The 19,501-nt window shown below is 37.2% G+C and carries 15 protein-coding genes and 1 riboswitch; of the genes, 2 read left to right on the top strand and 13 right to left on the bottom strand.

Annotation, left to right across the window (positions count from 1 at the left end):
* Positions 1-63: 63 nt before the first annotated feature.
* The 3 genes from ACZ1GR_RS13920 to ACZ1GR_RS13910 all read right to left on the bottom strand — a co-directional run bounded on the left by ACZ1GR_RS13920 (position 64) and on the right by ACZ1GR_RS13910 (position 1,524).
* Positions 64-681 carry a phosphoadenosine phosphosulfate reductase domain-containing protein gene (locus ACZ1GR_RS13920; RefSeq protein ID WP_472609527.1) on the bottom strand — a complete coding sequence of 206 codons (618 nt, stop codon included), beginning with the start codon at positions 679-681 and terminating at the stop codon, positions 64-66.
* A 6-nt stretch (positions 682-687) separates the two neighbouring features.
* Complete coding sequence (locus ACZ1GR_RS13915) at positions 688-951, bottom strand: DUF2061 domain-containing protein (protein WP_472609526.1); 264 nt, start codon at positions 949-951, stop codon at positions 688-690.
* Between the two features lie 162 nt (positions 952-1,113).
* Positions 1,114-1,524, bottom strand: a complete 411-nt coding sequence (locus tag ACZ1GR_RS13910) for an RrF2 family transcriptional regulator (protein WP_377767285.1) — start codon at positions 1,522-1,524, stop codon at positions 1,114-1,116.
* Between the two features lie 174 nt (positions 1,525-1,698).
* Between ACZ1GR_RS13910 and ACZ1GR_RS13905 the strand changes: the two genes are divergently transcribed.
* Positions 1,699-2,532 (top strand): sugar phosphate isomerase/epimerase family protein, encoded by an 834-nt coding sequence (locus ACZ1GR_RS13905; protein ID WP_472609525.1) that lies wholly within the window; start codon positions 1,699-1,701, stop codon positions 2,530-2,532.
* A gap of 42 nt (positions 2,533-2,574) precedes the next feature.
* Here ACZ1GR_RS13905 and ACZ1GR_RS13900 read toward each other — a convergent pair whose 3' ends face one another.
* From ACZ1GR_RS13900 to ACZ1GR_RS13865, 8 genes are all read right to left on the bottom strand, one after another.
* On the bottom strand, positions 2,575-3,741 hold the full coding sequence (locus ACZ1GR_RS13900; RefSeq protein ID WP_472609524.1) for a trans-sulfuration enzyme family protein: 1,167 nt from the start codon (positions 3,739-3,741) through the stop codon (positions 2,575-2,577).
* A 92-nt stretch (positions 3,742-3,833) separates the two neighbouring features.
* Positions 3,834-7,220 (bottom strand): bifunctional aspartate kinase/homoserine dehydrogenase I, encoded by a 3,387-nt coding sequence (gene thrA, locus ACZ1GR_RS13895; RefSeq protein WP_472609523.1) that lies wholly within the window; start codon positions 7,218-7,220, stop codon positions 3,834-3,836.
* An 89-nt stretch (positions 7,221-7,309) separates the two neighbouring features.
* Positions 7,310-8,602: an O-acetylhomoserine aminocarboxypropyltransferase/cysteine synthase family protein gene (locus tag ACZ1GR_RS13890; RefSeq protein WP_472609522.1), complete on the bottom strand. Its 1,293-nt coding sequence runs from the start codon at positions 8,600-8,602 to the stop codon at positions 7,310-7,312.
* A 200-nt stretch (positions 8,603-8,802) separates the two neighbouring features.
* Positions 8,803-8,937, bottom strand: a riboswitch (SAM riboswitch).
* Positions 8,938-9,305: 368 nt separating this feature from the next.
* On the bottom strand, positions 9,306-9,935 hold the full coding sequence (locus tag ACZ1GR_RS13885; RefSeq protein ID WP_472609521.1) for a DUF2306 domain-containing protein: 630 nt from the start codon (positions 9,933-9,935) through the stop codon (positions 9,306-9,308).
* Between the two features lie 169 nt (positions 9,936-10,104).
* A complete protein-coding gene (locus ACZ1GR_RS13880; RefSeq protein WP_472609520.1) occupies positions 10,105-11,262 on the bottom strand; it encodes a serine hydrolase domain-containing protein in 1,158 nt (385 codons plus the stop codon).
* Positions 11,263-11,614: 352 nt separating this feature from the next.
* Positions 11,615-12,229 carry a DUF6882 domain-containing protein gene (locus ACZ1GR_RS13875; protein WP_472609519.1) on the bottom strand — a complete coding sequence of 205 codons (615 nt, stop codon included), beginning with the start codon at positions 12,227-12,229 and terminating at the stop codon, positions 11,615-11,617.
* Between the two features lie 196 nt (positions 12,230-12,425).
* Positions 12,426-12,665 (bottom strand): hypothetical protein, encoded by a 240-nt coding sequence (locus tag ACZ1GR_RS13870; protein ID WP_472609518.1) that lies wholly within the window; start codon positions 12,663-12,665, stop codon positions 12,426-12,428.
* A gap of 55 nt (positions 12,666-12,720) precedes the next feature.
* On the bottom strand, positions 12,721-14,655 hold the full coding sequence (locus ACZ1GR_RS13865) for a CocE/NonD family hydrolase (RefSeq protein ID WP_472609517.1): 1,935 nt from the start codon (positions 14,653-14,655) through the stop codon (positions 12,721-12,723).
* 248 nt (positions 14,656-14,903) lie between these two features.
* Here ACZ1GR_RS13865 and ACZ1GR_RS13860 point away from each other — a divergent pair, with 248 nt between their 5' ends.
* Positions 14,904-15,281, top strand: coding sequence for an endonuclease domain-containing protein (locus ACZ1GR_RS13860; RefSeq protein WP_472609516.1), 378 nt, complete (start codon positions 14,904-14,906; stop codon positions 15,279-15,281).
* A 61-nt stretch (positions 15,282-15,342) separates the two neighbouring features.
* Here ACZ1GR_RS13860 and metK read toward each other — a convergent pair whose 3' ends face one another.
* Positions 15,343-16,596: a methionine adenosyltransferase gene (metK, locus tag ACZ1GR_RS13855; RefSeq protein ID WP_472609515.1), complete on the bottom strand. Its 1,254-nt coding sequence runs from the start codon at positions 16,594-16,596 to the stop codon at positions 15,343-15,345.
* Between the two features lie 219 nt (positions 16,597-16,815).
* A complete protein-coding gene (locus ACZ1GR_RS13850; protein WP_472609514.1) occupies positions 16,816-19,500 on the bottom strand; it encodes a carboxypeptidase-like regulatory domain-containing protein in 2,685 nt (894 codons plus the stop codon).
* Position 19,501 lies beyond the last annotated feature (1 nt).

The following is a 19,501-nucleotide window of genomic DNA, read 5'->3' as shown; positions in this document are numbered from 1 at the left end:
CTCCTATACTTAATTCTTTAACGGTATTTTTAAGAGAAGGTTTTACTCCGTTTTCTGATTAGGCTATATATGCAGACCACATTCGCGATTTTCTAAAACCTTGGTCGGGTCAAAATATTTGTGCTCGTTTGGCAAATTATATTCTTCTAAATAGGCATCAAGTTGTGCGTCGCTCCAATAATAAAATGGACTCACTTTAAGAACGCCGTCAGCACCTAAGCTCAAGATATCTAAAGAATTTCTATGCGCAGTCTGACCCTTTCTCAGGTTGGTGAACCATACGTCCGGTTTGTGTTCTTCCATCGCCCTTCTAAAAGGCTCCAATTTCACTTGTTCTGTAAATTCTTTATGCAATGGACTTTCTACATTAGGAATCCCCATCACGGCATCTCGATGTGATGATGTTTGTTTCGGGACATAAAGTTCTATGTTCAATGCTAACCTTGAAATGATATCTTCGGCATGTTTATAGGTTTGTGGTGTATTGTAACCTGTATCGCACCATATTACAGGAATTCGAGAGCTAACATCGGTAACTGCATGCAAAATAGCTACTTCGTAAGGCCTAAAATTAGTGGTAACAACAGGTTTATTTCCATGCTGTATGGCCCAAGCAATAATCTCTTGAGGAGGTATTCCCTTCAGTTGTGTGTTCCATAATGGCAACTGTTCTTCAGACATAGCTTATTATTTACCCCAGTTAATATTATTCCAAATTCTTTCATGAAAAAAGTAGAGCACCATTTTGGTTACTAGTTCAATAAATCCTATTGAAAAAGCCAAACTAAGCGTGCCGGTCACTATCCAAGATATTATGATGGTGTCTAAGGTTCCTATTGCCCTCCAACTAATTGACTTTGCAATACTCCTTTTTGGGCTCTCTGAATTCTTATCTTTAGAATAGGTAGTTTTCTCCTCTTTTGAACTTAAAATCAATTGTTCCGTTATCATAATTTATTATCCTATAGATTTAATAGGAATTACAAACATAAAACAAATTTCCAATCTTGAAATATAAATTCAAATTAAATTTATGTTAACCCTATGGTTTTTGTAGATTAATAAAATTGCAGACACTTTTTTAGGAAAATTAAAAAATAGAATTCGAAAAATTTAAGAAATTAAGTCAGCTAGAGTTGTATTCCGGTAGACCTCCAAATTGGCATCGCGTACCTTAAGCATTAACTTATTCACCGAACAAACACCCTCATTAGGGCAATCATCACATTTTTCATAGAAGTTGAGACTTACACAGGGTACCATAGCGATAGGTCCTTCCAACACCCGCATGACAGAAGTCATTTGAATGTCTTTCGGTTCTTTAATTAAATAATACCCACCGCCTTTTCCTTTTTTTGAGCCTAAAAAACCATTTCTACGCAACGTTAGTAAAATACTTTCTAAAAATTTTTGGGAAATATTTTCTTGTTTTGCAACTTCAGCAATCTGCACAGGTTCCCTATCTGGTTGTGAAGCCAAGAATGTCAGTGCTTTAAGTCCGTATTTCGTCTTCTTAGAGAGCATAAGACGAAGATAGGAAAATTTGACAAAGCCATGCCATGGTAATAGCTAACACTGCGCCTCTTGGTTTGGGTTTAGTACGCACAACTCAAAAAATACTATTTTTAAAACCTAAACAAACTAATTTCTCATTTAATGAAAATTTTTAACCGTAATTTTTCAAAAAGTACCTTTTTAATGATATCATTAATCTTTACCGTTTTATCCTGTACCACAAAATCAAAAATGGGCGGGTTAGCATTATACACCGTTAGGGATGCTATGACAGAAGATGCTAAAAAGACATTAAAAACCGTATCTGAAACAGGTTATGCCTACGTAGAAGCAGCGGGTTATAAAGACGGAAAATATTACGGTATGACTCCTGCGAATTTTAAAGCTTTTCTTAAAGAACAAAACCTAATACCCGTTAGCACCCACCAAAGCAGTGTGACTTTAGACAATGCCGATATTGAAATGGCGCATGCAAAAGCCGCTGGTTTTGAATATTTTGTGGTGCCGATTCCGCCAATGGGCTTGTTTAATTATGATACTACCACTAATACGATGAGTATGACCGGTGGTGCGGAAAACTTGGCTAATATTCTTGATGAACTGGGCAAAAAAGCGGCTAAAGCTGGACTCAAACTATTATACCACAATCACGACTTTGAATTCGTTAGAGATGCCGATGGTATTGTTCCTATTGACTACTTATTAGAAAACTGCGACCCAAAATATGTGAATTTTCAAATGGACCTCTTTTGGGTGACCAAAGCAAAGGCCGATCCCCTAGCCTACTTCGAAAAGTATCCTGGACGCTTTAAGATATGGCATGTAAAAGACATGGATAAAGAAGGTAAGTTTGCCCCAGTAGGTAATGGCACTATTGACTTTGCCCGCATTTTGGCCGAAAAAGATAAGTCGGGAATGGAATACTATATGGTTGAACAAGACAAAACCTTTACCATGAAACCTTTGGAAGCTATTAAAGTAAGTCATAAGGGTATAAAATCATTTGGGTTTGAGTAAAAGTATCCTTTAGGGTCAAACCCATCTAAAGTCAAAATGAATTTAAGGTAATGCTTGTTGTATATCAGCAATGATATCATCGCTATGCTCTAGGCCCACTGAAATGCGCACCATACCATCGGTTATTCCAGATGCTAGACGCTCTTCATTAGTAAGTTTGCTATGTGTTGTAGATGCTGGATGTGTTACAATACTCCTCGAATCGCCCAAGTTAGCAGAGAGTGACAATAGCTTGATGGAGTCGAAGAATTTTTGACCTGCCTTTAATCCACCTTTTAGCTCAAAAGCGACCACACAACCCCCAGCTTTCATTTGTTTTTTTGCAACTTCATATTTAGGGTGCGATTTTAGAAAAGGATATTTTACCCAATTCACTTTCTCATGACTTTCAAGAAACTCCGCCACTTTTAATGCATTTTCACAATGCCTATCTACACGAATTGCCAAAGTCTCCAAACTTTTTGAAAGTACCCAAGCATTAAAGGGAGAAAGTGCAGGACCCGTAATACGCGAAAAGCGATACACTTTATCAATTAATTCTGAACTACCGACTGTAATTCCGGCCAACACGCGTCCTTGGCCATCCATTAATTTGGTGCCTGAGTGAATCACCAAATCAGCACCAAATCGTATGGGTTGTTGTAGATAAGGAGAAGCAAAACAATTATCAATAACCAAAATGAGGTTGTGCTTTTTAGCTATGCCTCCTAAAACCTCCAAATCTAGAACATCAACACCCGGATTCGTTGGTGATTCAGCATAGATTAACTTGGTATTCGGGGTAATCAAACCTTCTATAACATCAAAATCATCAATAGGAAAATAACTGTGGGAGATATTCCATTTCGGAAAGAAGTTATTGAACAAGGAATGTGTCGAGCCAAAAATATTACCTGCGGAGAGAATATGGTCGCCGCTATTCAATAATGCGGCCAAGGTTGAAAAAACCGCTGCCATGCCAGAAGCAAATGCAAAGCCTGCTTCAGCACCTTCCATTTCGCAAACTTTTTCCACAAACTCATTTGAATTAGGATTGGAATAACGAGAATAAATATTCCGGTCTTTTTCCTCAGCAAACGAAGCTCGCATGTCTTCGGCATCTTCAAAGACAAAACTTGAAGTTAGATATAAAGGACTTGAATGCTCTAGAAACTGTGTACGCTCTATTTGCGTTCTTATTGCTTTGGTCTCGAATTTTTTGTTATCCATTTTGTATCAGTCCTACAAAGGCAGGAATCTATTATTAGTTTTAATTACACCCCTAAAGCCCCCTAAGGGGACAATCTCTAGATTAAACTTTATTACAATTTCTCCGCTATTCGTAAAACATCACCAAAAACGCCTCTGGCAGTAACCGCAGCTCCTGCCCCGGCTCCTTGAATGACAATCGGATTTTCTCCATAAGACTCCGTAAAAATTTCAATAATAGAGTCTGAACCCGATATTTGGCCCAAAGCACTGCCCTTAGGTACCGAAATCAACTTCACCTCTAAAATACCTTTATCTTTCTGCAAATCACCATATAAATCACCCACATATCGCAATACATGATTTTCTTGCTGTGCTTTTTTTATGCTCTCAAACTTTTGATTTAAAACAGTTGATTTACCAAGGAACTCTTCTTTACTTACTTTTCGTAATTCTGGAGGAATTAAGCTTTCAATATTGATGTCGGCAAACTCATTCTTAAGTTCTAATTCACGGGCCAAAATCAATAGCTTTCGGGCCACATCATTCCCAGACAAGTCTTCTCTAGGGTCAGGTTCTGTAAACCCTTTTGACATTGCTTCTTTCATTACCTCAGAAAAAGGAACTTCGGCCTCAGAAAACGTGTTGAATATGTAGCTTAAAGAACCCGAGAAAACACCTTTTATCCGAGTGATATTTTCCCCGGATAAATGCAATAGTTTTATGGTATCAATTAGAGGCAACCCCGCACCTACGTTGGTTTCATACAAATATTGTTTTTGATACTTAGCAAGGTTTTTTCGCACCAACCGATAATAATCAAAATCGAGGGTGTTCGCGATTTTATTTGATGATACCAGATTAAAACCAGCGGCAATCAATTCAAAGTAATTGTTGACAAAATCAGTACTCGCTGTATTATCAATAGCTATTAAATTTTCTAAATGGTTTTCATTGGCAAAATTCACAATATCGCCCAAATTATAAGATGAGCCCTTTGTCGCTAAATCTTGTTTCCAATCTTTTTGAATACCATTGGCATTCAACAACAACTTTTTGGAATTGGCAACGGCAAAAACTCTCAAATCAAGCCCTTTTCGGTGTTTAATTTTATCTTGTGAGTCTAACAATTGCTCAATAAAGGTACCGCCTACGGTGCCATGCCCAAATACCACCAAATTGATACGTTTGCTAACCCCAAAGATTTGACCGTGCATGACATTCAGTGCTTTTTGTAAAACACCGCTTTCTACCACCAGACTTATATTTTTACCCGAAATTGTATTATTGAACAATAGCGGAACAATACCATTCTTGATCAATGCATTATAAGGCTCATGAAACGTGCTTAAATCTTGCCCTACAATTGATATGACCGAAATGTCTTTTTTAATGGTAATGGTATTTACATCTTTTGCCGAATAGTCAGACGTGAATTCAAGATCTAGGGCTCTTTTCGCCTCCTCTGCCCTATCCGCAGCCACTACCAAACCAATACCGCGTTCTGAAGATCCTTGGGAAATAATACCCACGTTAATCTGATGTCTTTCAAGGGTGGAGAAGATTCTGGCATCTACACCAACTTTGCCCAACAGCCCCCTACCTTCTAGGTTTATTAAGGAAACGTTTTCGATAACAGAAAGTGATTTAATACCATCTTTCTTTGTTTTTGAACTGATAAGGGTCCCTTTTGAATTTTGATTGAAGGTGTTTAAAATTCGGAATGGAATATTTTTCTCAATTAGTGGAATAATTGTTTTTGCGTGTAAAACCGTTGCCCCAAAATTCGCCAATTCGTTGGCCTCTGCATAAGACAGGTACTCAATTACCCTTGCTTCTTTTACATAGTCGGGGTTTGCCGTAAAAATTCCATCTACATGCGTATAGTTTAACACCTCTTCGGCATCTAAATAATTTGCAAAAAGCGCAGCTGTATAATTACTGCCGTTTCTACCTAAGGTCGTAGTTTCACCGTTTTCATTGGCTGCGATAAATCCGGTAATAATAGGTATACAATCTATCGGTAGTTCTGAAAATCTTTGCACTACATTTGTTTTTGAAACGGCTTCATCAATCTGTGCATTACCAAAATTACTATCGGTGCGAAGTAAGTTTCTAGAATCTATCAATACCGCAGGCAAGCCCCTTTCTTGTAGCAAAGCCACCACCAATTTGCATGAAATCAATTCTCCAACGGATAGTACCTCATCTTTGGTTTTTGAGCTATAGTCCCCAATCAAAGAAACACCCTCTAATCGTTTTGATAAATGTGCTATTTCATGGCCATAGTCGATTGTTGAACTAAAAGACTTTTGATACTGTTCAAAATTTGATAATAATTCACTGTTCATCTCGCCTTTTACGGCATCTTGCAACAAACCTTCTAGGGTATTGGTTGCATTTTCACGAGCAGACAATACCACCCCAATAGGCCCACCTTTGGTGTGTGTATCTTCTATAATTTGAAGCACACGTTCCAACCCTTTTCCATTGCTTAAAGATTTACCACCAAACTTTAAAATCTTAAGCCCTCTCTGGGTCTTTTCTTTTTGAAAAACACCTTTCAAGAGTTTTTCTAGTTGTTGAAACTCCATTAAAAAAGCATCATGCCCATGAACGGACTCTACCTCGCCATAAGTGACATTGCTTTTGGTCTGCGCAAGCTGTTTGAACGTCTCTTTATTTTCTTCCGCGGTAAAAAACAAATCAGAATTTACCCCGATAATATGAATATTGGTCGCACTATTCTGTAACTCCTCAAAAGCCTTATTCCCATCTCTGGTAATATCAATCGTACGCAATAACTGATTCATTAATTTATAGGCAGACAACTGAAAGCGCTCTTGTAACTTTTTACCATGATGCAACAACCAACTTTCTACGTTAAAGACTTGTAATTCTTCATTGGTTCCCCTTTGAAATCGTTCCTTAAAAGATTCTGGCGTACGGTAACAAAGCATAGCATGCATACGCGCGTCATGAACAGGCTGCCGACTATTGATTAGAATCTGTTCTTGAATCTGGCAATTGGCAATAAGCCAATCGGTAGATTTCCAATCCGATGCAACGGGAATTAAATGCTCGGTAATTTCCGGGTTTATAGCCGCCATTTCCCAGGCAATTCCTCCACCTAAAGACCCACCTATTAATGCAAATAGCTTTGAAATTTCTAACTGCTTTAAACCCAGCAGAAAGATTTTAGCGATATCACCGGCCACAAAATCTTTGTAATTTTCAATGACGAATCCATCATAACCGTTACCCGGAATATTAAAGGAAAGAATGGTGTATGCGTTTGTATCTATACATTTTTCTTCTCCAATAATATCCAACCACCATCCTTTTTCACCGGCAACATTAGAATTACCTGTTAAGGCGTGGTTCACTAATACAATTGGCGCAGTATGTAAAGGTTGACCAAACAGCTCATACGATAGCTGAATGTCTTGTTGATGACCGCTTAAGGTGGTGAAATCTTTAATTTCTAGTTGGTGAAGCATTACTTTAAAATTACATTCCTGTTATATCGAGGGGAGTCGAGATGTCTAATAAATCGTTCTCGACTCCGCTCGAACTTACAGGTAAAACATTAAGCCAAAACTGGTTTTCCTACTGCTGCGAACGCTTGTTCTAAATCTTCTTTTAAATCATTGATATCCTCTAGACCAACCGAAAGTCGAATCAAATCTTGACCAACACCGGCGCTTTCTTGTTGCTCTTCGGTCAATTGTTGATGGGTGGTACTTGCTGGGTGAATAATTAAAGATTTGGTATCTCCAATATTTGCCAATAAAGAGAATACCTTAGTGGCATCCGTTAGCTTTTTCGCCGCTTCAAATCCACCTTTTACACCAAAGGTGACCAATCCGCTTTGCCCTTTTGGTAAATATTCTTGGGCTAAATCGTAGTATTTATTTCCTTTTAGTCCAGGGTAATTCACCCAGGCCACTTCTTCCCTATTCTGCAACCATTCAGCTAATTCCAGTGCGTTTGCACTATGCTGCTTGATTCGTACGGGCAAGGTTTCCAAACCTTGAATTATCTGAAAAGCATTGAAAGGACTTAAAGCCCCACCAAAATCGCGTAAGCCTTCTAAAATCAATTTAAAGGTAAATGCAGCAGCCCCTAAAGCTTCGCTATACACCAATCCGTGATAGCCGGCAGATGGCTCGGTGAATTCTGGAAATTTACCATTGGTCCAATCAAAAGTTCCAGCATCAATGATTGCTCCACCAAGTGAAGTACCTTGTCCGCCAATGTATTTTGTCAATGAATGTATTACAAGGTTTGCGCCATGTTCAATTGGGTTTAACAAGCCCGGAGTTGCCACGGTATTATCAACAATAAATGGCACTTTTGCAGCCTTTGCTTCTTTCGAAATTCCTTTTAAATCCAATACATCCAGTTTTGGATTTCCTAAAGACTCCACAAAGATGGCCCTGGTATTTTCTTGAACCGCAGCTCCAAAATTAGTAGGGTCAGAAGCATCAACAAAAGTGGTGGTAATACCCAATCTCGGAAGGGTCACATTTAACAGGTTAAAAGTACCACCATACAAGCTGCTCGAAGCTACGATATGATCCCCGGCCTTTAATAAGGTTAAAAGTCCAGTAGAAATTGCTGCAGTACCAGAAGCAAATACCACTGCTCCTACCCCACCTTCAACGGCAGCAAGTCTATCTTGTAGTATTTGATTGGTCGGGTTGTTCAAACGGGTGTAAATGAACCCAAGCTCGCCTAAAGAAAAAAGATTTGCGGCATGGTCCGTGTCATTAAAGACATAAGACGACGTTTGGTAAATAGGCACTGCCCTTGTCCCACCAGTTTGTGTAGTGTCGTGCCCAGCATGTAGGGCATTTGTTGCTAATTTTTGATTACTCATGATTTTGTTTTTATGTATTCCGTTTCTGTCTTAAGGAATACTGGTTTTTAAATAGATTTCTGCCTTCGCAGAAAAAATAAAAAGCCAAACCCCCGCTATCCGACGATAGTTAGGTAAAATCAAAAAGTTATAAGAAATAGAAAAGATAGCCGTTTAAGGCTATTTGTTTTTCGTTATCTATTCTTTAAACCAAGTCGATAGATTCAACAAGTCCTGAAACGAGTTCAGGATAAAGATAGAATTTAGCACCTTCTTAGATGCTGATTGGCATCAGCACGAGCTAAGGGTTGCTAAGGCTTCATAGGGTCTAATCCCTCCACCTTTCTTGATAACTATTCAATACGTGTTTGAACTTTAAGAATAACACAAGGTATATTCTAAGACAAATATAAGGTCAGAAAAATTTAAAAACCTAATGGAATTTAAAAATTTAACAAAAGTCTAGTGGTTTGGTGGATTTTATTTGAGAGTTCGCACACTTACTTTTTTCGGTTCGAAATAACGGTCTTGTATATGGTTGGTTTTGTGTTTCGTCAAATACAAACCGAATAGAAAACCCACATACCGAAAGCTTGCGGGAATCAGAAGAAGGCGAGTACTAGCAGTAAACCATATACGGTTTAAGTTTGAACCTGATTAAATTGATGAATAATTAGAAAGAACAAAAGACTTGTTTTTTATCTCAGTTCTTTGTTAGTGGCTGTTATTTTTTATTCCATTGCAGAATTATCTCTGTGAAAAAAAGGGGAATCACCCAAGAAATCCAAACCATTGTAGGTGCTCTTTCGAAAAAGTCACCTAATTCTGTAATGTAAGGATGATAAACTAACCATCTAAAAAGTATGAATGCGAATGTAACAATGTAGCTTCTAATCATCCATTCTTTATGAATTTGAATCCTCCTTTTTACTATCGCTCGGTAAGCCATAAACGTTGTTCCAATCCACGCAATTGCTAAACCTTGTAAACTCACTGCCCAAGTCCAATTCATATCTAATGCAGCTGTCCAAGCTAAATAAGTTGAACATAGTGAGCTTATTAAAATGGCTATCAAATATATGCGCCCTACATATTTATGAAGTTTTAAATATTTTGTTCTTAAGTATTTCCAAAATTGAAATGGTCCAATAACTAATGCTAAAACACCACCTGCTATATGTCCAATTAGAGGCCATTTTACGGGCCAATATCTTCCAAAGACATCTTCTGTAAATCTGAAATAATTCAGTTCACCATAAATGAATTTTAATGCAAAAAGAAGAAGGAATGCAAGAGCAACTATCCAACCTATGGATTTGTAATTCGATTTATTGGATTTTCTAGTTGATTCCATTTAATTCAGGTGTTCTAATTATTTTCTTCAGTTATGTAATTGCCACTAACGGTTTTGTGTATGGCTCGTTGCGTGGACTAGCACTTAACTTAGCAAGTACACACCAAGCTGAAAAATCCGTGAGGATTTTCAGAAGTAGGCGAGAACAAGCAATTACTTATAGCCTTTGTTACAGGTCGTTATTTGTATTATTTAATATCTTGTAAATTCCAGTTGAAACATTGCGAGGGTTATCAGAAACATTGTTACTAAAAACAAATATTCGTATGTTTTTTATCGGATTCACAATAAAATGACTTCTAAATCCTACAATGTAACCTGAATGGCAAATTGTACCTTCATTCAAACTTATACCATAACCATACATTTGAGATAAATCATCAGGTCCTAATTCATCATCTTTACTAAAAGGTGTTAGCATCTTTTTTAGAGAAGCATCTTTTAGGATTTTATTTTTAGGTTTAACATAAATATCAGTCCATTTGTAGAAATCGTTTAATGTTGTTACCAAATTTCCGTCAGCTTGTGTAACAGGAAGGCTGACAACATCATCCAAAATGTGTTTTCCCAACTCATCACTCCATCTATATCCGACAGCCTCATTGCTTGAGATTGAATAATCGGTTGTATGAATAAATGAAGAATACATTCCTTGCGGTAGAAGTACATTTTCTTTTAGGTAAATAGAAAAAGGCTTTCCAGTTGTATTTTCAACAATTTGTCCAAGTAAGGTAAAACCAATATTAGCGTATGCGAATTTAGAACCTGAAGGAAATTTTAGTTCTTTGGTCATTGCTTCCTTAATCATTCCGTCAACAGTATTGCCCAAGCAAAACCCTTTTTCCACTTGGTAGTAATCTCTTGTAACAGCATAGTCTTCAATACCACTTGTGTGAGTTAAAAGATGATGAATAGTTACATTTTTCCATTTGTCAGAGCGATAATGTTCAGGTAGATATATATTTATAGACTCTTGCAGGTTTAATTCATTTTTTTCCTTCAGTTGCATTATTGCGGCTGCGGTAAACTGTTTGGTAATTGATGCTACGTGAAATTTAGTGTCAATTGTATTTCTAATCGAATCTTGAGCGAGTCCATATCCTTTTGTGTGAATTACTTTGTCATTCTTTGCAACAAGTACAACGCCTTTGAAGTGCTCTTCATTAATCATTTTATTTATAAACGACTCAATAACTGGATTAGTCGTCTCCGTTAGAAGATTACTTTTTTCCGCAACAGTTTTAATTTCCGCTTCATTTTTTATCTCTTTGCAGGAAAATAGAATGAGCAAAATAAAAATAATGTTGATTGCTTTGCTGTTTATCATTGGCTGGTTTTAATGACCTGTAACGGTCTCGGCTAAGCGTGGTGCGGTGATAAGGAAACTTTTCGTTTCCGTCTGCGCGCTAAGCAAAAACTTTTGGTTTTGTTTTTTCTTTTTTAGTTCTAAAGCAAAATCCCAAAGATTTTGCGACTTCATAAATATACATAGACCTTTCGGCTAAGCCCAAAAGTCCGCATTACGTTTAGGTTTTGTTGTGCTTAGTGTTTTTTGAGTCCAGATTGGATTCCTTTATCTCAAAGTAACACCTTTCACAGACTAATTTAATTTTAGCAAATTCCATTGTTTCGTTATTCCAACCGTCCGTTTTAATGCGCTTTTTTTCGCATTTTGAACATCAAGCTTGTAAGTCGTCATCTTCGTCCAATTCCATTCCACGATAGGTCTCAAAAGCTTCTTCAAATCCTGTTTTGGTTTCCGTGTTCAAGTGCTGACAAATAAATGCTTTCCGTATTTTTCCGTGAGCACTACATTCAATTAGTTCGCTCTCAATTTTTTCAACTTCTTCTTTCGTTATCTGTTCGGTTAATAGGAAGTATTTTTCTAAATGCTCAGTTATAACTCGATAAGTTCCAATTCCTCCAATTATGTCGAAAGCAATTGCCGTCGATTCCCAACCTGTGTATTTATCTCCGTTAAAGTGCGCATTGGTCAGATTTTCGTAATTCTTTTTCTCTCCGTACTCTTTAACCTTTAGTGTCCGAAATTTTCTAGTCTCAACAGAATCTTCGTTAGCCCAAGCCCACATCCAAGTATTTGTATTCAGCGAATATGTTCCAACAGGGATATATCGGAAGTATATTTCTTTATCGTCACTATACAATCTTAATGCTTCACTTGATTGATTATAAAACCAACTAGCATAATTTTCCGTATCAAATTTCGCTCGAAATGCTAGCTGCCGTTCTTGTAGTTTATCAACCGCTTTTTGCGCATACTTTTCGTATTTCAATGGTCTAAATATCAATTCGAATTGGTTTTTTCAACATTAAGCACAACTCGTTAATATATACGTAAAATACAGACTTATACATCCAAATTGGGTATATATCTCTGTATTTTACAAACTTCTTTTTATTGCGACACCGTAAACTCCAAACTAAAATTTATCAAACAGTATGGGCCTTTGTTTTAGAATATAGCGCTACTTATGCCCTACTATCCAATTCTGCCTTTATCTTCTTGTATTTTTTGTCCAGCAATATCACAATAATACTTAACGGGCCTACAAGTATTGGAAACCATGTTCTATCTAAACCTTCATTTTGTGTTATCATTTGATAAATAAAAATTAAAAACACCACAATAATAGCAAAAGTCGCTATCTGCATAATTCTCTTCGTCGTATTAAGTTTGACCGTAAGTGTTTCTTTTTTCTGACCCTTCATATCCATTGTATGTTCATGTTTTAAAGTTTTTCAATCAAATAAATCCATATACCTTTTATTGCAACACCGTAAACTCCAAACTAGAATCTGTAAATACCGTATGGGTTTGGGTCTTAAAGTCGTCTTCATCGGCCTTAAAGATATTATCCACATAGGTTTGTGGGTTTAAATCTATTAAAGGAAACCAAGTACTCTGCACTTGTATTTGCAGTCTATGCCCTTTCTTAATGGTATGAAAAACATCTTGCAGTTTAATATTAACGTCTGTCTTTTTATTAGGTGCAAAGGGTTCTGGGTTGGAAAAACTGTTTCTAAACCTGCCCCGCAAAACCTCGCTACGCACCATTAAATGATAGTTGCTCATTTTTAGATGGTCTTGCATTTCCTCATTGGTTTCTGCATCTGCCGGGTGAACGTCTATCACCTTTACAATCCAATCTGCGGCATCACCAGTAGTGGCAACTTTTAGGTTTGCCATAATATCACCCGCTAGGGTAAAGTCTTCTTCCATAACCTCGGTTTCAAACACCAAAACATCGGAGCGGCGAGCCGCGAAGCGCTGGTCGTCCGTCATATATTTACGTGGTGTAAATACAGATTTTACATCTTCAGAATAGGGAACGGGCTTTTTAACGTCACTCACAAACTGGAGACCAACATCGCTCTTTTTGTCAGTAGTTAACGCTTGGTTTTCAGATAAGAACATTCGCTGTTTTGTTGCGCCTTTTGGTGGCCAAGCATCGTATTCCTTCCACTCTTTTCTACCAGAGTCATACACATAAGCTTCAGGTAAGCCGGTATTACCATCAGCTTCTCCTTTTAAAAAGTGGTTAAAAAACTTCGTCTCAATCTTATCTTGAAAAAAGTTGGAAATAGAATCGCCAAAATAGTAATTACCTACCAAGTTACGTTCGCTCCTTCTGGCCCAACGCCCGTGGTCCCAAGGCCCAAAAACTAGGGTATTGTAACCTTCTGTATGCTTTTCTATGTTCTTATAGGTTTCCAGTGGTCCATATAAATCCTCTGCATCAAACCAACCACCAACAATCATCGTTGCAACGTGCGATTTCGATTTATCCAAATTCTGAATTAAGCCTCTACTCTGCCACAGTTCATCATAATTTGGGTGTTCTTTTAGTTCATTCCAGAAATAATCATCGGTCATATTATCTGGAGCCAAGGAGGCTTGGTCTTTAATATCGTATTCAAAGAATGAGTTCAAATTCTTTAGAGGACCAGCATCTAAAAAAAACTGATATTGATCTTCTGTTTTTAAATCTGGTAAGGTGTACCATGCTGTATCTATCGGTTGGTCTCCATTTGGTCTCGGGGTACCAAATAAAGATGTGGCTCTAAAATAACTTAATAAATACGCACCGTTATGGTGAAAATCATCAAAAAAGAAATCTCCAATACAGGCTTGTGGTGAAGAAGCCTTTAATGCTGGATGCGCATCTATAGTTGCGTATGTGGCATAATACCCTGGGTACGAAATTCCCCAAACACCGACATTGCCATTGTTATTCTCAACATTATTTACCAGCCAATCAATCGTGTCATAGGTATCGGTACTCTCATCAACTTGCTTATTAGATGTTTTATTAGGGATATAAGCTCGCATATTTTCGTAGTGCCCTTCACTCAACCAACGTCCGCGCACATCTTGGTAGACAATAATATTGCCTTCCTTCATTAGATTGATATTAGGCCCGATCTGCTTTCTAAATTCATTCTCTCCATAAGGTCTAGAACTATATGGCGTGCGCTGCATTAAAATGGGGTACTCTTTTGACGTGTCTTTTGGGGAATAGATTGTAGTATGCAGGGTGATACCATCTCGCATTTTTATATCAACCTCTTTTTTGGTGTAATTGTCCTGTACGTAGGTGTCAACTACCTCATCAGTTTCAGTTTTTTTAGTTGTTTTTCCGCAGGAGATAAGTAGTACTGCAAATACAAAAAGAAAAGTAAATTTTGATACGAACTTCATAGTGATTGGATTGATTTTCTAAAACTACTAAATAATCAAACCAACCAAACGCGAAAATTTTAAAATATTAAGGCCTACCTTATTTATGGGGTGTGAATTCATGCGAAGTAATTAGAGCGGAGATTTTTACTAGCCCGATATGGAAAATAAACTAAAAAATCTCCTCTTTCTTCCTGATTACAATCAGGAATTCATTCCCCTCTTAAAAACAAGAGGGGAGCTTTTACTATCTTTAAATAGTTATAACCATGAAACAAATACATAACAAAAAAGAACTTTTAACTAAACGAAAAGAGCTTCGCAAAAACTTAACTTCAGCAGAAGCTTTTCTTTGGAAATATCTTAAAGCCAAACAATTGGAAGGTCGCAGGTTTCAAAAACAACATAGTATAAACTCTTATATCGTAGATTTCTATTGTGCTGCCGAAAAATTAGTTATTGAGCTTGATGGTGAAGTTCATCAAAGTTCTAATGCCCAAGAATATGATGAAAAACGCACTAAAGAATTGGAGGCTTTAGGATTTACTGTAATACGATTCGAAAATAAAAGGGTTTTTGATAATCTGCCTTCTGTACTTAAAGAGATTAAGGATAATTTTAAGAGGGGAGCTTGTTCCAATAACTGAATTAAGCTCCTCCCTTTAGCAAAGGGAGGTGTCAACGAGCATAGCTAAGTTGACGGAGGGATTAAAGCTCAAAAGCTGCTTTAACCTCATCAACCCTGTCTAATTTCTCCCAAGTAAAGAGTTCAACTTCTTTCTCTACTTTGCCATTATACGGAGATTCAAAAACCTTGGTGACCGTAGTTGGCGTTTTACCCATATGGCCATAGGCAGCCGTCTCTAAATAAATTGGGTTGCGAAGTTTTAGTCTTTCTTCAATAGCGAAAGGTCGCATATCGAACAAACCAGCTACTTTTTCAGCAATTTCACCATCGGTCAGATTCACTTTGGCGGTACCATAAGAGTCTACAAAAATTGACGTAGGTTCTACCACACCAATCGCATAACTTACTTGAACCAAAATTTCATCTGCCACGCCCGCAGCTACCAAGTTTTTAGCCGCATGTCTTGCCGCATAGGCAGCACTTCGGTCTACTTTACTTGGGTCTTTACCACTAAAAGCACCACCACCGTGAGCGCCTTTTCCGCCATAGGTGTCCACAATTATTTTTCTACCCGTTAAACCGGTATCTCCATGTGGTCCACCAATCACAAACTTACCTGTTGGATTAATGTGGTATTGAATTTTATCATTAAAGAGTTCCTGAACATGTGAAGGGAACAATTCGACCACCTTTGGAATCAAAATAGAAATAATATCAGCCTTTATTTTTGCCAACATCTTCTCATCAGCATCAAAATCGTCATGTTGGGTAGAGACCACAATGGTATCTATGCGCTGTGGCACATTATCATCAGAATATTCTATGGTTACCTGTGCTTTGGCATCTGGTCGTAAATATGGAATTTGATTTCCCTCTCTTCGTAAATCGGCTAAAACTTGAAGAATCTTATGTGAAATATCCAGTGCCAAAGGCATATAATTTTCGGTCTCTTTGGTGGCATACCCGAACATCATACCTTGGTCACCGGCACCTTGCTCTTCTTTAGTAGCTCTATCAACACCCTGGTTAATATCTTGTGATTGCTCATGAATCAATGAAATTACCCCACAAGAATCTCCACTAAACTGGTATTCACCTTTGGTGTACCCAATTTTGTTGATGACATCTCTAGCAATGGTCTGTACATCTAAATAGGTATCGCTTTTCACTTCGCCTGCCAATACCACTTGACCTGTGGTAACTAGCGTTTCACAAGCTACTTTGCTATCGGCATCAAAAGCCAAAAAATTATCTAAAAGTGCATCACTAATTTGGTCGGAAACTTTATCTGGGTGCCCTTCACTAACAGATTCAGAAGTAAATAAATATGCCATTCTCTATTTTTAAACGTGCTGAAGATTTGACGGAAAGGCTGAAAGAAGTTTACACCACTTTTTAGCATTTTTTACCGAGGTTGCAATCAGTCAAATCCTTCCTCATAATTGAAAGGCAAAAATAGGAAAATAGTTTTGTTGTAAAAATGTGTTCTCGATACTTTTTCTTCGAAAAGACTCGACCTGACAGTTTTTATTATAAATTAACTACCATTGGTATTATAATTCATATTTAATGCTAGCCAAAAAATACCTTGGTTGCACGGTATACTCCAAAGTGCTGATCAAGTTATTTGAAAATGAATCTTGTCTAATCGTAGTAGTGTTCAACAAGTTCATTCCAGAAATTTTGAACTCCCATTTACTATCTTCCTTTTGATAATACAATGCGGCATTAAAAAAGTCATAGGTACTGCTCACTCCGCCATCCCTATTTTTATAATCATTGTATTCGTAGTCAGCAGTAATTGCAAAGCCTTTTAAGAAAAAAGCTTCAATATTAGCATAAGGACTATTGGTTATAAAAGTGTTCTCAATAGCTATGCTAGAATAGTTATTTAATTGCTTTTTAAAACCCACTTCAGCATTTGGTGCTTCCTTAAATCGCGTTTCAAAAGCTAGTTTATAGGTTTGGTTAAAAGATTCATTAAAATCCGTCGCTCCATTGATAACCGTATTAAACTTATTATAAGACAATCTACTTTCAAATTTTGTTTTCCATAACGGAAAGCGTTTTTCAAAAGTTCCAAAAAGTGAGAAGGTTTCATTTGGCGTATTTAAATTTATTGGCGATGACACCCTATCCAATCCAATAAAATTTACAGAATTGCCAATACCCTCATATCTTTTCTGATAGGAAAGTCCGCCATAAATGGTCGTAAAAGTAAACATGCTAAAATTGCTATAGTTTAGGCTAGCATTATGATACCACTCGTTTTTTAGATTTCTATTCCCGGTAAAAAGACTGTTATAACCTCTTAGTTCTCTTGCCGCAACCAGATTTTGAATATCTGGAAATTGCGCCTCCAGGGCATATCTAAATTGCAAAGACTGTGTACTGTTGAACTCATATCTAGAATTTAAGCTTGGCAGTAGCAAAACTTTGTCCAAATCGGTTACTTGGTTTTGCTGACTATTATCTATTGCGTAATTATGAAGGGTCAACCCTGGACTAACCGTGAGCTTACCAAATTTTACTCGGTATCCCAATCCAAAATAAATATCTTGAAAGTTAAATTCGGTATCGTTTACATATTCATTATCGGAACCTACCGTTTGTCTATTGCCATCAATCAGTTCCGATAATCCTGAGGTTAAGCTTTGCTTGTTCAAACTTATACCAGACTTAAAACTGATATGATTGGTTTCATTTAAAACTCGGTAATAGTTAAATTCCACATCAAAAGTATTGGTGAATATTTCCTTATCCTGAAATAAATCAAAAGGACTCTCGCCATTTAAAGGAACGCTGCCAGGAAAAGGAACTTGTTCGGCCAATAAACCATAATTTGGGCGTTGTCTTTTGTATAAATGGTTAGATTCAAGTGAATAAATATTCTTATCGTTATTAGCGTAAAATGTATTTAAAACCTGCTGCACAGAAAACGGCTCTCTTGTTCTTGTAGAACGAATCGCGTTACTAAAGGTTGAAAAGATAGAATTCAATTGGTTTTCATCGGTAATATCAGAATTCTTCACAAAAGCTTCGTAGTTCACATGTAGTTTAGCGTCTGGTGTGTAGGTGGTTGAAAGTTTAAAAAGTCCTGATGTATTCTTTTGCTCAATATCTGAAGTTAACAGTTCATTATTATCGCCATCTTCTCGTATATAAGTGCGTTGTGAGATTGAAGAGAGCTCGGTATCTATACCTGTTACAATTCCGAAGCCGGAAAAACTGATTTTCTTATTAGGGTTATAGTTAAAATTAAGCGCCGCAAGCTTTGCATCTATATTTCTTGCCCTATTATTTTGTAAAAGCGATAAACCTACCTCATCATTGGAAAGATTAAGCGATGAGCCTGATCTTTTTGCCAGACTCGAAATCCCTCCACTAAACCTAAAATAGTCTTGTAGCGTAAATGCTTGTTGCCCAATATTATTAAGGTCTCCAATAAAATTTACATTAAACTTAGGTGAGTAGTAGAAGATATTGGGATGCGCCAAATACCTGTCTTGAGGTCCAAGGCCGCCAGAAATATCACCAAACCAAAGATTCTTTTTACCATCTTTTAATTTGATGTTTAAGGCTAAAGCATCACTGTCGTTAACACTGCTTAGAGGACCAATCTCATTAAAATCTCTTAAAACCTGTACCTTATCAACAGCATTGGCCGGAATATTTTTGGTCGCCATTTTTGTATCGCCATCAAAAAACTCTTTACCCTCTACCAAAACTTTGCTCACATCTTTACCTTGAACTTTAATTTGTCCTTCATCATTAATTTCAAAGCCAGGCAACTCTTCTAAAACATCTTCTAATTTTTTCTCTTTACCCGTTGTAAATGAATCCGTATTGTACGTAATGGTATCTCCTGAAATCGTTACTGGAAAATCTTCAACCACCGTAACGCCGTCCAATTGATTTGGTGAAACGGAGAGCACAATATCTTTTTCTAAATCGTTTAGGGCCTTAAATTGTTCTTCCCAGGTTTCAAAACCTAAATAGCTTGCCCTTAATAAGTACAAACTATCCTTATCCAGATTGAGTTTATACCTGCCCTGGTCATCAGTGATACCATAAGAAGCAATGGCACCGTTACTTTCTTTTATGGCTATAACATTTGCTAACTCTAAAGGATTGTTGATACTATCGGAAACTTTACCTTCTAAAGTTATCTTTTGTGCATTTACATTATGGCATAGAAAGCCTAGCCCCATACAAAGAGATATAATGATTCTGTTCATT

The sequence above is a fragment of the Croceitalea sp. W27 genome (genome assembly GCF_055693185.1).
This window is presented reverse-complemented; position numbering and strand designations above follow the sequence as displayed.